Source organism: Virgibacillus alimentarius, from assembly GCF_000709085.1.
GTDB lineage: Bacteria > Bacillota > Bacilli > Bacillales > Amphibacillaceae > Virgibacillus_B > Virgibacillus_B alimentarius.
In genome coordinates, this window is the sequence record NZ_JFBD01000056.1 from 33,794 (window position 1) to 48,433 (window position 14,640).

At 37.2% G+C, this 14,640-nt stretch carries 12 protein-coding genes and 1 pseudogene; 11 read left to right on the plus strand and 2 right to left on the minus strand.

Features of this window, described 5'->3' with window-relative positions:
- Positions 1-86 precede the first annotated feature (86 nt).
- Positions 87-260: a YfhD family protein gene (locus GZ63_RS17430; protein ID WP_084179179.1), complete on the minus strand. Its 174-nt coding sequence runs from the start codon at positions 258-260 to the stop codon at positions 87-89.
- Between the two features lie 108 nt (positions 261-368).
- Between GZ63_RS17430 and GZ63_RS18135 the strand changes: the two genes are divergently transcribed.
- The 10 genes and pseudogenes from GZ63_RS18135 to ilvA all read left to right on the plus strand — a co-directional run bounded on the left by GZ63_RS18135 (position 369) and on the right by ilvA (position 11,302).
- Positions 369-542, plus strand: coding sequence for a hypothetical protein (locus tag GZ63_RS18135; RefSeq protein WP_198020932.1), 174 nt, complete (start codon positions 369-371; stop codon positions 540-542).
- A 334-nt stretch (positions 543-876) separates the two neighbouring features.
- A complete protein-coding gene (ilvE, locus tag GZ63_RS0109820; RefSeq protein ID WP_029269074.1) occupies positions 877-1,785 on the plus strand; it encodes a branched-chain-amino-acid transaminase in 909 nt (302 codons plus the stop codon).
- Positions 1,786-2,254: 469 nt separating this feature from the next.
- Positions 2,255-3,973: a biosynthetic-type acetolactate synthase large subunit gene (gene ilvB, locus GZ63_RS0109825; RefSeq protein WP_029269075.1), complete on the plus strand. Its 1,719-nt coding sequence runs from the start codon at positions 2,255-2,257 to the stop codon at positions 3,971-3,973.
- On the plus strand, positions 3,970-4,485 hold the full coding sequence (gene ilvN / locus GZ63_RS0109830; RefSeq protein ID WP_029269078.1) for an acetolactate synthase small subunit: 516 nt from the start codon (positions 3,970-3,972) through the stop codon (positions 4,483-4,485). Before ilvB ends, ilvN begins: the two co-directional genes overlap by 4 nt.
- Before the next feature lie 91 nt (positions 4,486-4,576).
- Positions 4,577-5,581, plus strand: coding sequence for a ketol-acid reductoisomerase (ilvC, locus tag GZ63_RS0109835; protein ID WP_029269080.1), 1,005 nt, complete (start codon positions 4,577-4,579; stop codon positions 5,579-5,581).
- A gap of 22 nt (positions 5,582-5,603) precedes the next feature.
- A complete protein-coding gene (locus tag GZ63_RS0109840) occupies positions 5,604-7,145 on the plus strand; it encodes a 2-isopropylmalate synthase (protein WP_029269081.1) in 1,542 nt (513 codons plus the stop codon).
- Positions 7,146-7,165: 20 nt separating this feature from the next.
- Positions 7,166-8,272 carry a 3-isopropylmalate dehydrogenase gene (leuB, locus tag GZ63_RS0109845; RefSeq protein ID WP_029269083.1) on the plus strand — a complete coding sequence of 369 codons (1,107 nt, stop codon included), beginning with the start codon at positions 7,166-7,168 and terminating at the stop codon, positions 8,270-8,272.
- A gap of 19 nt (positions 8,273-8,291) precedes the next feature.
- Positions 8,292-9,697: pseudogene (leuC, locus tag GZ63_RS16635) on the plus strand (3-isopropylmalate dehydratase large subunit).
- Between the two features lie 13 nt (positions 9,698-9,710).
- Complete coding sequence (gene leuD, locus GZ63_RS0109855) at positions 9,711-10,295, plus strand: 3-isopropylmalate dehydratase small subunit (protein WP_029269085.1); 585 nt, start codon at positions 9,711-9,713, stop codon at positions 10,293-10,295.
- A 59-nt stretch (positions 10,296-10,354) separates the two neighbouring features.
- The gene (gene ilvA, locus GZ63_RS0109860) at positions 10,355-11,302 is read left to right on the plus strand and encodes a threonine ammonia-lyase (RefSeq protein ID WP_029269087.1); all 948 of its coding nucleotides are present in this window, start codon (positions 10,355-10,357) and stop codon (positions 11,300-11,302) included.
- Positions 11,303-11,476: 174 nt separating this feature from the next.
- Here ilvA and GZ63_RS0109865 read toward each other — a convergent pair whose 3' ends face one another.
- Positions 11,477-13,504, minus strand: coding sequence for an LTA synthase family protein (locus tag GZ63_RS0109865; protein WP_029269089.1), 2,028 nt, complete (start codon positions 13,502-13,504; stop codon positions 11,477-11,479).
- A gap of 337 nt (positions 13,505-13,841) precedes the next feature.
- Here GZ63_RS0109865 and GZ63_RS0109870 point away from each other — a divergent pair, with 337 nt between their 5' ends.
- Positions 13,842-14,627: a YhfC family intramembrane metalloprotease gene (locus tag GZ63_RS0109870; protein WP_029269092.1), complete on the plus strand. Its 786-nt coding sequence runs from the start codon at positions 13,842-13,844 to the stop codon at positions 14,625-14,627.
- Positions 14,628-14,640 lie beyond the last annotated feature (13 nt).

The following is a 14,640-nucleotide window of genomic DNA, read 5'->3' on the forward strand; positions in this document are numbered from 1 at the left end:
TGTATTTATATGTTTGTTAAACAGTCTGACGTACGGTGTATGAGAGGTGACTAATCAAATAATGATTAGTCACCTACTCGATTTGCTTACTTTTTTTTCGCACGCTTATCTGCAGCTCGGCTTCTTGCTTGTGCCTGTTTATCATCAAAGTCCGCAAACTCCTCATTAAATTCAATATCTCTGCCATCAGATAGTTGGTTTTTTGGAGCTTGTGCTAAGCGATTTTTCCCCTTTGACTGATTATGTTCGTCTCTTCCCAAGTTTTCACCTCATTTCTGCCATGATTCATGAGTAGTATTTGCAATAAATGGACAATATAATACATATAAAACAAGCCTAAATTTAAAGGTTTTACAGGAGGTTATAAAATGGTTGACAGAGAGAGTGTATGTAAAGCATGCGAAGGTACAGGCATGTTAGCAGATGATGAAGGGTGGCAATATATGTGCAGTGTTTGCCATGGTGAGGGGACGGTTCATAAAACTGCTTCTAGACAGGCGAAGCTAATGTCTGTGGATAACAATAATCGGTTATTAGATTAAATTTATATAGACCATAAAAAAGCGATTAACCTAAAAAGTGGAAAGATTAATCGCTTTTTTAGAATGTAACAAAAATGTAACAATTTGGTTTAAAAAAGTAACTTTCTTGTCATGTAAATGATGTAAGCGCAACCATTGAAAGCACGCTTCTCGCAGTCATATGAAAAACTTCAAATAGATGTTGACCATTCACTTAAAAAGTTGTATTATTTATTTCAATATCATTTTCAGAAACTTCCCATGAGGCATATAATTTTAAAAAATAAGGGAAGTTAAAAATTTTTATATAAAAATGTCAAAAAATTAAAAATAGAGAAGAAAGGAGTGCTTACGTATGAACAGTCAATGGATATATGTAAATGGCCAATTTGTAAATAAAAATGAAGCTGTTATATCTGTATACGATCATGGATTTTTATATGGCGATGGCGTTTTTGAAGGTATTCGCGTTTATAGTGGCAATGTCTTTCAATTAAAAGAGCATTTAGACAGACTATATGCTTCTGCACATTCGATCAGATTAACAATTCCTTATAGCAAGGAGGAACTCACTCAAATTATTGTAAATACAGTTCGCAAAAATGAACTATCCAGTGCCTATATTAGAGTTGTTATATCCAGAGGCGAAGGAGACTTAGGGTTAGATCCTAGGAACTGTTCGAATCCCAGTGTCATTGTCATTGCGGAAGCACTCTCTATTTACTCGCAAGACTTATATGAGAATGGACTAAAACTGGTTTCAGTAGCAACCAGAAGAAATCGGCCAGATGTACTAAGTCCACAAATTAAATCATTAAATTATTTAAATAATATATTAGTAAAATTAGAATCTACACAATCTGGAGCAGATGAAGCTTTAATGCTTAATGACCAAGGTTATGTAACAGAAGGGTCAGCAGATAATATTTTTATCGTTAAAAATGGTGTAATTATAACCCCGCCTGTATATTTGGGGGCTTTAGAAGGAATTACACGTAATGTCATTATAGATGTAGCTAGAAACTTAAATTATCAAATAGAAGAACGCCCATTTACAACGCATGATGTATATATTGCCGATGAAGTATTCTTAACTGGAACAGCAGCAGAAGTTATTCCAGTGATAGAGGTCGATGGTAGGCCAATTCAAAATGGTAAACCAGGAGAAATAACAAAACACTTACTTCATACATTTCGGGATTTAGTTACAACGGCTGGCATACAATGTTATCCGAAGCAAGGAAATGAATTAGACGCTGGTTAGTATAGATAAAATAAAAAAGTTGAACTCGATGACGGGAATAAAAGAACATGGGTAATGTATTCACAGAGATCTAGGGTTGCTGAAAGCCTAGAAATACATATTGTTCCGACATCATCCCCGAGTGCTAGGTTGAACGGTTTTCTATTAGGCTTAGCCAGGTATATCATTATGTACCTGTTATCAAAAAAAGGCTAAATTTTTATTAGCTTAATGAGGTAGTATTTGCGAGAATACTATGAACCTGGGTGGTACCGTGAAAAGCAGACTCTTTTCTCCCCAAAAAATCTGAAATAGAATCAGAATTTTAGGGAGAGAAGGGTCTTTTTTCTTGAATTTGTAAATCATTCCAATTTAAAAATGCTATAGATGTATGATGGATGGAATGGCGAATAGGTTTAGGTAACAGTAGATATTAGAAAATTTGAAAATATATTAACCATGACTTTATTACTTAGGGAGGTAAATAAAAGTGAAAGTAGAGAATCACGCGGCAGAAAGTGCAAATAAAACAATAACAGGTGCTGATTTATTAATTGAAACACTAGTTGAAGCCGGTGTAGACACGTTATTCGGATATCCGGGTGGTGCAGTATTACCAATTTATGATGCGATGTACCGAAGCGACGCTCCATTTAAGCATATACTTTCCAGACATGAGCAAGGGTCAGTTCATGCAGCAGAAGGTTATGCACGTGTTACTGGTAAAGCAGGAGTAGTATTAGCAACGTCTGGTCCTGGAGCGACAAACTTAATTACTGGTATTACGGATGCAATGATGGACTCTTTACCCTTGGTTGTATTCACTGGTCAAGTAGCAAATCAGGTGATCGGAACAGATGCCTTCCAGGAATCTGACATCATGGGAATTACTACCCCTATTACAAAATATAACTACCAAGTAAAAAAGTTATCTGATTTGCCGAGGATTGTAAAAGAAGCCTTCCATATTGCAACCACGGGACGGCCTGGGCCGGTTGTCGTTGATATACCAAAAAATATATCGCAAGAACTCTCTGCAGAAAAATTTGAAACAGAGTTCCATTTACCAGGATATCAACCTACAACAAAACCTAATCCACTGCAGATTGTAAAACTAGCTGAAGCATTAGGAAGGGCAAAAAAACCATTAATTCTTGCAGGAGCAGGTGTATTGTTTTCGGAAGCTTCAGCAGAGTTGAAGGAATTTGTTGAGAAGTATGAACTTCCTATTACAAACACATTGCTTGGATTAGGGAGTTTCCCTGGGACGAATCCACTCTTTTTGGGAATGGCTGGAATGCATGGTACTTATGCGGCCAATATGGGGATTTATGAGAGCGACTTATTAATTAATATTGGTGCAAGATTTGACGACCGTTTAACAGGAAATTTAGAGCACTTTGCACCAAATGCACGGGTAGCTCATATCGATATTGACCCTGCAGAAATTGGAAAAAATATTTCTACAGATATTCCAGTTGTTGCAGATGCCAAAGAAGCTTTAAAGGAATTATTAAACAGTGAGATTGATATGCCTGAACACCAGGCCTGGAAGGAAAAACTTCAACAAAATAAAAAAGAATATCCTTTATGGTACGAAAGTCCAAGTGATCTCCTATCTCCACAATGGCTATTAGAACAGGTATATCAGATATCTAATGGTGAAGCGATTGTCACCACAGATGTTGGGCAGCATCAAATGTGGGCAGCTCAATTTTACAATTTTGATAAACCAAATCGCTGGGTTACTTCTGGTGGCCTTGGGACAATGGGCTTTGGGTTTCCGGCGGCAATCGGAGCACAACTTGGTGCACCGGATGATTTGGTAGTTTCTGTCGTAGGCGATGGCGGGTTCCAGATGACTGCACATGAGCTCTCTATTATTTACGAAAGGAATTTGCCTGTTAAGGTAGTCATTGTTAATAACAATGCACTTGGAATGGTAAGGCAATGGCAGGAGAGTTTTTATGATAAACGTTATTCCGAGTCCGTATTTTCAACTAACCCAGACTTTATAAAGCTTGCAGAAAGTTATGGGGTTCGCGGAATTAAGATTGATCGTGAGGATGATGTAGTCAGTACTTTAAAAGATGCTTTTGCTTATAACGGTCCTGTTGTTATTGATTGCAGAGTTGCTCAAGAGACATGTGTTTACCCGATGATTGCTCCTGGAAAAGGAATTCACGAAATGATAGGGGTGAAAAAATGAAACGTATCATAACGGCTACTGTTCAAGACAGGGCAGGGGTTTTGAACCGTATTACAGGGATGCTATATAAGCGGCAATTCAATATTGAAAGCATTTCGGTTGGTGGTTCAGAAGTGAAGGGTATTTCAAAAATGACATTTGTTGTGGAAGTAAGTGATGATCAAAAGTTAGAGCAGTTAACAAAACAGCTGAATAAGCAAATTGATGTACTAAAGGTATCTGATATTACAGATAAAGCGATGGTGGCAAGAGAATTAGCCTTAATTAAAGTGGCCAGCAACGCACATTTAAGCGCTGAAATCCAAGGTGTAATCGCACCATTTCGGGCGTCCGTAATAGATGTTAGTAAAGACAGTCTAACTATCCAGGTAACTGGAAAGCCAGATAAAGTTGATGCTTTGATTAACTTGTTAGGAACTTATGGTATTAAGGAATTGGCAAGAACTGGAACAACTGCATTTCTGCGTGGACAACAACCACATGTAACGGAAATAAGTTCATTTTCAGTGTAAGTATAATAAACGGGTTTTATTTTTCTATGTAATGAGTAGAAAAAATAGCTATAAATATAATAAAAAACATAAAATTGGGAGGAAGAATAAAATGCAAAAAGTACTTTATGAAAAAGATATTCAAACAGAGGTTTTAAGAGAAAAGAAGATCGCGATTGTAGGTTATGGTTCTCAGGGGCATGCTCATGCACTTAATTTACGCGAAAGTGGATATGATGTCGTGGTCGGTTTAAGACCAGGAAAGTCTCAACAAAAAGCAGAAGAAGATGGTTTTACAGTTATATCTGTAGCTGATGCAGTTAGGGAAGCCGATGTAGTTATGGTTCTTTTACCGGATGAATTACAAACGGCTGTGTACAACGAAAGCATCAAGCCGAATTTACAACCAGGCAATGCAATTGCCTTTGCTCACGGTTTTAATATTCACTTTAGCCAAATTGTACCACCAGCTGATGTAGATGTATTTCTTGTAGCGCCGAAAGGACCAGGTCATCTTGTGCGCAGAACATATGAAGAGGGCGCAGGGGTACCTGCTTTGTATGGTGTACAGCAAGACGTTACTGGTAATGCAAAACAAATTGCGCTTGCTTATGCACAAGGTATTGGAGCTGCAAGAGCAGGTGTACTTGAAACGAGTTTCCAAGAAGAAACAGAAACAGACTTATTTGGCGAGCAAGCTGTATTATGTGGCGGTCTTTCAAGTTTAATTAAGGCAGGATTTGAAACATTAACAGAAGCTGGATATCAGCCGGAAGTAGCTTATTTTGAATGTTTACATGAAGTAAAGTTAATTGTTGACTTGATTTATGAAGGCGGATTGGAAAACATGCGCTACTCTATCTCTGATACAGCGCAATGGGGTGACTTTGTATCTGGGCCACGAGTAGTCAATGAAGAAACAAAAGCACGTATGAAAGAAGTTCTTGCAGAGGTCCAATCTGGTGAATTTGCTAAAGGATGGATTCTTGAAAACCAAGCAAATCGTCCTAAATATAATGCAATCAATGCTCAAGAAAATCAACATCCAATTGAAACGGTTGGAAAAGAGTTACGTGAGTTAATGCCTTTTGTCAAACAGCCTGTAAATAACAAATAAAAACAAAAAGGTGTGAAAACATATGTCTCACATTAAAATTTTTGATACAACGCTGAGAGATGGAGAGCAATCTCCAGGGGTGAATCTCAATCAATTGGAAAAGATGGAAATTGCTAAACAGCTTGAGCGCTTGGGAATAGATCGCATGGAGGCAGGGTTTCCTGCTTCCTCCCAAGGTGATTTTAACGCAGTGAAAACCATAGCAGAAACGATTAAAGAAACTTCTGTTACAGGTTTAGCCAGAACAGTTAAATCAGATATAGACACCGCTTGGGAAGCACTAAAAAGTGCAGCTGAACCAAGATTGCACTTATTTCTTGCGACATCACCTATTCATATGACATATAAATTGAAAAAATCTCCAGAGCAAGTAATTGAAACTGCGGTTAACATGGTTTCTTATGCCAAGCAAAAATTCCCGCAAGTTCAATGGTCTGCAGAAGATGCATCACGTTCAGATTGGAAATTTTTAGCTCAAATAATTGAAAAAGTGATTGATGCTGGGGCTACAGTGATCAACCTGCCTGATACAGTTGGGTATACAACACCAACAGAATATGGGAACATGTTTCGCTTTATGAAAGAAAATGTGCCAAATATCGACAAAGTTAGTCTTTCTTGTCATTGCCATAATGATCTGGGAATGGCAGTTGCCAATTCGATTGCAGCAGTTGAGAACGGTGCAACGCAGGTTGAAGGGACGATTAACGGTATCGGTGAACGTGCTGGTAATGTTGCTTTAGAGGAAGTAGCTGTAGCATTAAACATTCGTTCTGATCAGTATCCTTATACAATTGCTTTAAAATTAAATGAAATAAAACGCACAAGTGACCTAGTATCTAAATTGACTGGAATGTATGTTCAAGCAAACAAAGCAATAACAGGTCGCAATGCATTTGCACATGAATCAGGAATTCACCAGGATGGTGTATTAAAAAATGCAGAAACCTATGAAATAATTACACCAGAAATGGTTGGCGTAAATTCGAATACATTATTTTTAGGGAAACACTCTGGCCGTCATGCATTCAGAGATAAAGTCGTTGAACTTGGTTATGAACTATCTAGTGAAAAACTGCAAGAAGCGTTTGAAGCTTTCAAGCGTTTAACAGATAGAAAGAAAGAAGTAACCGATGATGATTTATTTACGATTTTAATGGATGTTCAAACGGACACGTCGGCAATGAATAAATATGAATTGGAAATGTTCCAAGTGCAGTATGGCACAACTAATATTCCAACAGCAACGGTAGTATTAACGACCCCCGATAATGAACGTGTAGAAACGGCTTGTACTGGGCAGGGAAGTGTTGAGGCATTATATGAAACGTTAGATACTCTCATTAAAGAGGAAATCCAGCTTGTGGATTACCAACTTAACTCTGTGGGACGTGGTAAGGATGCACTTGCAGAATCTCACGTTCAACTTATTGTAAATAGCGAGCCTGTTAACGGAAGGGGAACTGCTCAAGACGTTGTAGAGGCCTCAGCTAATGCATTTTTAAACGCAGTAAACCGGTATGTTATTCAGGAACAAACAAAACTGAAACAACAAGTTAAATAAAAATGAAGGTGGTGAGTGAAATGAATAAACAAATTATTCTACTTCCAGGAGATGGGATTGGCAAAGAAATTATGGAAGCTGCAAAAGCTATTTTGAATACGATAGCCAGTGAATATGGCCATCGCTTTACTTTTCATCAGCATGCAATTGGCGGAGATGCATATGAACAATGCGGAACACCATTGCCGGAAGATACAGTGAAAGCATGTCAAAGTGCAGATGCTATTTTATTAGGTGCGGTAGGAGACAAAAAATATGACTCCCTTCCACCACATCTTAGACCAGAAAAAGGGTTGCTGGGGATTCGAAAGGCTCTCGAATTGTATGCAAATTTACGTCCTATTAAAGGATTTACCCCTTTAATGCATGCTTCTCCATTAAAAGAATCAGTAATTAACGGAAGTGATATCCTAATTGTTCGAGAATTAACAGGTGGACTGTATTTCGGAAAACCAAGAGAGCGGCGTGAGAATGGTCTGGCGGCAATTGATACACTGTATTATCACCGAAGCGAGATTGAACGAATTGTAGAGCGCGGATTTCAAAGCGCGCAATTAAGAAATAAATATCTAACATCTGTCGATAAAGCTAATGTATTAGAATCAAGTCGGATGTGGCGTGAAATTGTGAACGAAAAGAGCAAAGAATTCCCAGAGGTTACTGTAGACCACTTACTGGTCGATGCGGCAGCTATGAAGCTAGTTACAAATCCTAATAGTTTTGATGTTATTGTAACGGAGAACCTGTTTGGTGATATTTTAAGTGATGAGGCGTCTGTTTTAACAGGGTCACTAGGAATGCTTCCATCTGCAAGCTTACGTTCTGATGGAGTAGGTCTATATGAGCCCGTACATGGATCCGCACCAGATATTGCCGGAAAGGGAATCGCTAATCCGCTAGCTATGATTTTATCCGCTGCTATGATGTTAAGGCATTCCTTCCAAATGATAGAAGAGGCGGATGCCATTGAACTGGCAGTTAATGCAGCACTTGATCAAGGTTATTACACACCGGATTTAGATATTCCAAATGGGAAACAAATCGGTACCAAGGAAATGACAGAAGTGGTTATAGAAAATCTAACAAATAAAAGTGTATCGAACAGCATTCTTAGTACGTATGCATAATAAAGGGAGGTGTCACCAATTGAACAAACCAAAAACAATTATTCAGAAGATTTGGGATAAACATATCGTGCATCATGAAGAAGGAAAGCCAGATTTACTATATATTGACCTTCACCTTGTTCATGAAGTGACCTCTCCTCAAGCGTTTGAGGGGTTACGCATGAATAATCGCAAGGTTAGACGTCCCGATTTAACATACGCAACAATGGACCATAATGTTCCGACTAAAAATCGTGAAGTAATAAAAGATCCAATATCTCAAAAACAAATGGAAACACTGCAAAAGAATTGCGAAGAATATGGAATCACATTGGCAGATATGTATCATCCTGATCAAGGCATTGTCCATGTGATAGGCCCTCAACTTGGCCTAACACAGCCTGGCAAGACAATCGTTTGTGGAGATAGCCATACATCCACACATGGCGCATTTGGTGCATTAGCATTTGGTATCGGCACAAGTGAAGTAGAACATGTACTTGCATCACAAACATTGTGGCAAGAACGCCCGAAAACATTAAATGTTCAGGTAGATGGTGAACTTGGATCAGGAGTAACAGCGAAGGATTTGATACTTGCTATCATTGCTAAATTTGGAGTACGCTTTGGCACAGGTTATGTTATCGAATATACTGGCAAAGCGATTCGAAATTTATCGATGGAAGAGCGCATGACAATTTGTAATATGTCCATTGAAGCTGGCGCCAGAGCAGGTTTAATAAGTCCGGATGAGACGACGGTTGATTACTTAATTGGTAAGCGATATGTACCAATTGGCGAGGAGTTTGAAACATTAGCCGAAGAATGGAGAGCACTGGCTACGGATGAAGGTGCTGTCTATGATAAAACCGTAACAATTCAGGCGGAAGAGGTTGAACCACAAGTAACATGGGGAACGAATCCGGGAATGTGTGTACCAGTAAGTGGGATGACTCCAGATTTAAGTAAGGTCGATCAGAAGGAAGATGTGGAAAGGGCGCTTGCCTATATGGGGTTAAATGAAAAACAGCCTATTACATCAATAGAAATTGATCATGTATTTATTGGTTCATGTACAAATTCTAGGCTTAGCGATTTGCAAAAAGCTGCCTTTATTGTAAAAGGAAAAGAAGTAAATAAAAATGTTAGAGCAATCGTTGTACCTGGATCCTTTAGTGTGAAAATGCAAGCAGAAAAAGAAGGGATTGACACAATCTTTAAAGAAGCCGGATTTGAATGGCGTGATGCTGGATGCAGTATGTGCCTAGCTATGAACGATGATGTTGTCCCGCCAGAGGTAGGTGTGCTTCTACTTCAAATCGAAATTTTGAAGGAAGGCAAGGAAATGGAGCACGTACACATTTGGTTAGTCCAGAGATGGCAGCTGCTGCAGCAATAGAAGGAAGATTTGTTGATGTACGCGAGTTTTCAAGCGTGCCAAACTAGGAGGTCAGGATAAATGGAACCAATTCAAAAACATCAAGGTCTTGTTTATCCGATTAATCGGGCAAATATAGATACGGACCAAATCATACCAAAACAGTTTCTAAAGCGTATCGAACGTAAAGGGTTTGGCCAGTTTTTATTTTATCATTGGCGCTTCGATGATCAAGGGAATAAAAAGTTTGATTTTTCCCTGAATCATTCAATATATAACAATGCATCGATCTTACTGGCAGGGGAAAATTTCGGATGTGGATCCTCTCGCGAGCATGCCCCTTGGGCTCTGTTGGATTATGGCTTTAGAGTTATAATAGCTCCAAGTTTTGCAGATATATTTTATAACAACGCTTTAAAAAATGGTATTATTCCGATACAATTAAAGATGGCCCAGTTAGATCAATGGATGGACCAGGCGGAAAGAAAGAAGCTAACTTTAACTGTTGATCTAGTGAATCAATATATTATTGATGAAGATCAACAGAAAGTATATTTTGATATTCCTTCCTATCATAAAGAAAAACTTATTAATGGTTGGGATGAAATAGCATTAACACTACAGCATCAGGAAAAGATTGATGCCTACGAAAAAAATAACGTTTAAGAAAATGGGAGTGTGAAATCATTGGGGATTTCTTAACTGGTGAAAAAGTTTATACTGCGATGGGGAAATTAGCACCTATCGTTCACCGAACACCACTAATGACATCAGAAACAACAAATAAAATCGTTGGAAAGAACATTTATTTTAAAATGGAAAACCAACAAAAAACAGGCGCATTTAAATTTAGGGGTGCAAGCTTTAAGCTTATGCAGCTATCGGGTGAACAGCTAAAGCGTGGCGTTATAACAGCTTCAGCTGGAAATCATGCACAAGGTGTCGCACATGCAGCCGCAAAACTAGGAGCAAAAGCAACGATATTTATGGCTGAGCGCACCCCTCTTGCGAAAGTGAATGCAACAAGAGCGTATGGAGCAAATGTTGTTCTAACAGGAGATTCATTTCAAGAGGCATATGAAGCTTCTTTAAAACATCAATTGCAAAGTGGTGCAGTTTATATTCATCCATTTGACGATTATGATGTAATGGCAGGACAAGGAACAATGGCTATGGAAATGCTAAAACAAGAAGATCGCATTGATACGATTATTGTTCCAATCGGTGGAGGCGGATTAATTAGCGGGATTGCAGTTGCCGCTAAACATGTAAATCGCAATATCAAAGTCATTGGCGTCCAAGCACGTGAGGCATCAGCAATGTATGAAAGTTATCATTCAGATCGCCTAAAGAAATTAAAAACGGTAAACACAATTGCTGAGGGAATTGCAGTAAAGCAGCCAGGTAAATATACACTGCCAATCATACGGGAATACGTCGATAATATTGTAACAGTAACAGATGAGGAAATAGCATCGGCCATTGTATATATGCTAGAACGTAATAAGGCACTGATGGAAGGTGCTGGAGCTGCAGCATTAGCAGCTTTATTCGCTTATAATGAACAAATTAAGTCAAGGCATTGTGGTATTATTGTAAGTGGTGGAAATATGGATATCGGTACGATGCCGATGATTCAACGACTTGCGGAAAAACAGCACTGTCCGGCATGAGAAGATAGATAAATCATACAAAAAAGGAGCAATGAAGTATTGTTATATACTGATTGCTCCTTTTGTTATATAGTTATAGGGAAAACAAAACGATGATCATTTCATATTCACGCACTCAAATAGAAAAGAAGTAATCAACGGAAACAATGTGTGTCCATGATTACTTCTTTCTAATTAATTCTTTTTAGTCGAAGAATTTTCATCTGTATCTTTCGTTTCTTTATCATCTTCATTTTCTTCTATATTCTCATCATTGTTTTTATCTTCTTTTTCCACAGGTTCATCGTTGCCATAATGATATTGCGTAGGATCAACGGGTTCCCAATCTTCTGTAGGTGTATAGAATCGTAACAGGTCACCTAAGAGAACTTTATCTGAAAGGCTCAATTCGCGTTGAACCCCTTTTTCTTGTTCTTTCATTTTATCAGTTGGTTCTTCGATTACCTCACCCGTATCATTGTCATAGTAATTACCTTTTATAAAACTGTATTCTGGTGTAATAAAGTCACCATTACGGAAAGGTACAAATTCTTTATGATCCTTGGAGAATAAATCTGTTCCAAATTGAATGTAGTCTTGGGCATCAATTCCAAGTAAATGAAGTAATGTTGGCATAACATCCATTTGTCCGGAATATTCGTGAACAGTGCCTTTTCCTTCTACTCCGGGAACTTTAATCATAAACGGAACGCGTTGTAATTGTGCATTTTTAAATTTCGTAATTTCTTCACCCAGTAACTCTTCCATTGCACGATTATGATTTTCTGAAATGCCATAATGGTCACCATATATCATAATAATAGAATCTTCATATAGTCCTGCTTCTTTTAGGTCATCAAAGAATTGTTCTAATGATTCGTCTAAATAACGAGCTGTTTGAAAATAACGGTCAACAGAACCGTCACCAGTTTCTGCAGGGTCAATTGTTGCATCTTCTTCATCAATTAAATATGGGTGATGGTGTGTAAGAGTCATCAAATGTGAATAAAATGGCTCCTCAAGCGATTTGAGCATTGGCATGGATTCCTCAAAGAAAGGTTTATCTTTTAAGCCATAGTTAATAACTTGCTCATCACTCATATCATAATAACTTGAATCGTAAAATTCATCTATACCGAATTCTTTATATACTTCATCACGGTTCCAAAATGTCTTGTTATCTCCATGAAATACTTGACTTTGATACCCTTGCTGTTGTTTTAAGATAGCTGGTAATGCTTGGTAGGTATTATTACCTTTTGTTACAAAAGCAGCTCCTTGTGGTAATCCATACAAGGAAGTATCCATAATAAGTTCAGCATCAGCAGTTTTTCCTTGTTCTGTTTGATGGAAAAAGTTATCAAAATAAGTGAAGTTTTTTCCCTGGTCATGAACCAAAGAATTTAAGAATGGTGTTACTTCTTCACCGTGTAATTTATAATCAATAAGAAAAGATTGAAACGATTCTAAATGAATTTTAATGATATTTTTACCTTCAGCAACCCCAAATAAGTCGGGATTTGGTTCAGCATATTTATTTTTTGTATAATTTTCAACCTCTGTAATATCACTGCTGTCTGCCAAAACACGTTGCGTGGATGACTTTAAGCTTTGAATGCCATCATATATTGTAAAGTTGTAAGTTCCCAGATATTTGACAATGTAATTACGGTCAAACGTACGCTTCAATAATTGCGGACGGTCAGCTTCTGCTAGTCCAAGGTTCACAGCAAAAGTAATAACACCAGCTGCAAGAACCAGTAAAGGTTTTTTGATTTTCATACGTTCGGATGACCAGCTCTTTCTAGTCCAAACAAAAGCAGCGATTAAAATAACGATATCAACAATATATAAAAGATCATACCATTCTACTAAACTAGCAATACTTCCACCCAAGCTTCCGAAATTACTAGTCTGAGTTAACATTGGTATTGTTATAAAGTCATTATTAGCACGGTAGAACACAACGTTAGCATATAAAAGAAAGCTCATCAGCGTATCAATGATAATGATCCATATTCCTGCACGTTTTCCTTTAGCGAATAATGCAATGCCAAGGAAAATGAGTGCCGAGCTAAGTGGATTGAAAAATAATAAAAATTGTTGTACTTCATTTTCGATGTCTAAGTTAAAAGCTGTTAAATATATTAGATACGATTTCAACCATAATAGGACAACTGCAACACTAAAGAACCCCATTTTCGAAGAAAGAATTTTTTTCATTGTATCCACCTCAAATTTGATCTTCCCTATAAAAAATAATTTTCCTAATGTTACATTATACTCCAGAAATAATTAATATGCAAGAATAAAAATAATAAATATATATCTATCTATGAAAGTTATTCCCTTTAAGAATATGTGAAGAGATTTCAAAAATTCATAGAAATTTTGCGTGTTTTTAACTTGTTTATTTAGCCTACATGAGGAAAAAGTAAAAACCAACCGATAATTTTTGGAAATCAAAGGTTTTTAAAATAATATGGATGTATGATGTAACCTTAGATTAAAAAATGGTATATTGATTTTAGCTTATATATAATGAAGAGAAGGTGATCGGGTGGTTAGTCAAATAACAATAACAGTGTTGATTATAACGATGTGTTTATCAGTTCTCATTCCAATTTTTCTTTTCTTTCTTTTTAAAAAGAAGTATGACATATCCATGAAAGTAGTTTTATTTGGTGCTCTAACATTTATTCTCTTTGTTCAAATTTTAGAAGGTATCATTAATGGATATATTTTGAATAGCGCTACAATGGCCTCTTTTATTGAAAATGCATGGGTATTTATTCCATACACTGTTTTCATGGCGGGTATTTTTGAAGAAGTCGGAAGGTATATAATGATGCGATTCGCTTTGAAGAGATACCGGAAATGGAAAGATGGCCTAGCTTTTGGAATTGGGCATGGCGGAGTCGAGTCCATATTTATATTAGGATTATCTAATTTAAGTATGATTATTTTTGCCTTTCAAATTAATGCCGGTACATTTGACCAACTGTTAACAAATGATAGCATAAAAGAAGTTCTCATGCCTATAAAAGAACAATTAATAGCTGCATCACCATATATGATGATGTTAGGCCCGGTAGAAAGATTATGTGCAATAGCTTTGCATATTGCTTTATCTATCCTAGTTTTGTATGGAGTAAAAAGCAAAAAGATTCAGTATTTAGTTTATGCTGTTTTAGCTCATGCAGTCTTCAACCTTCCTGCAGCCTTTTACCAAGCAGGACTTCTTTCAAATGTGCTAATTATTGAATTACTAACTGTGTTATTCACAATAATTATTTTGATATTTGTTTTCAGATCCGGGAACTGGTTTAAACAGCTTGAGGAATAAAAGGAGGTAAACC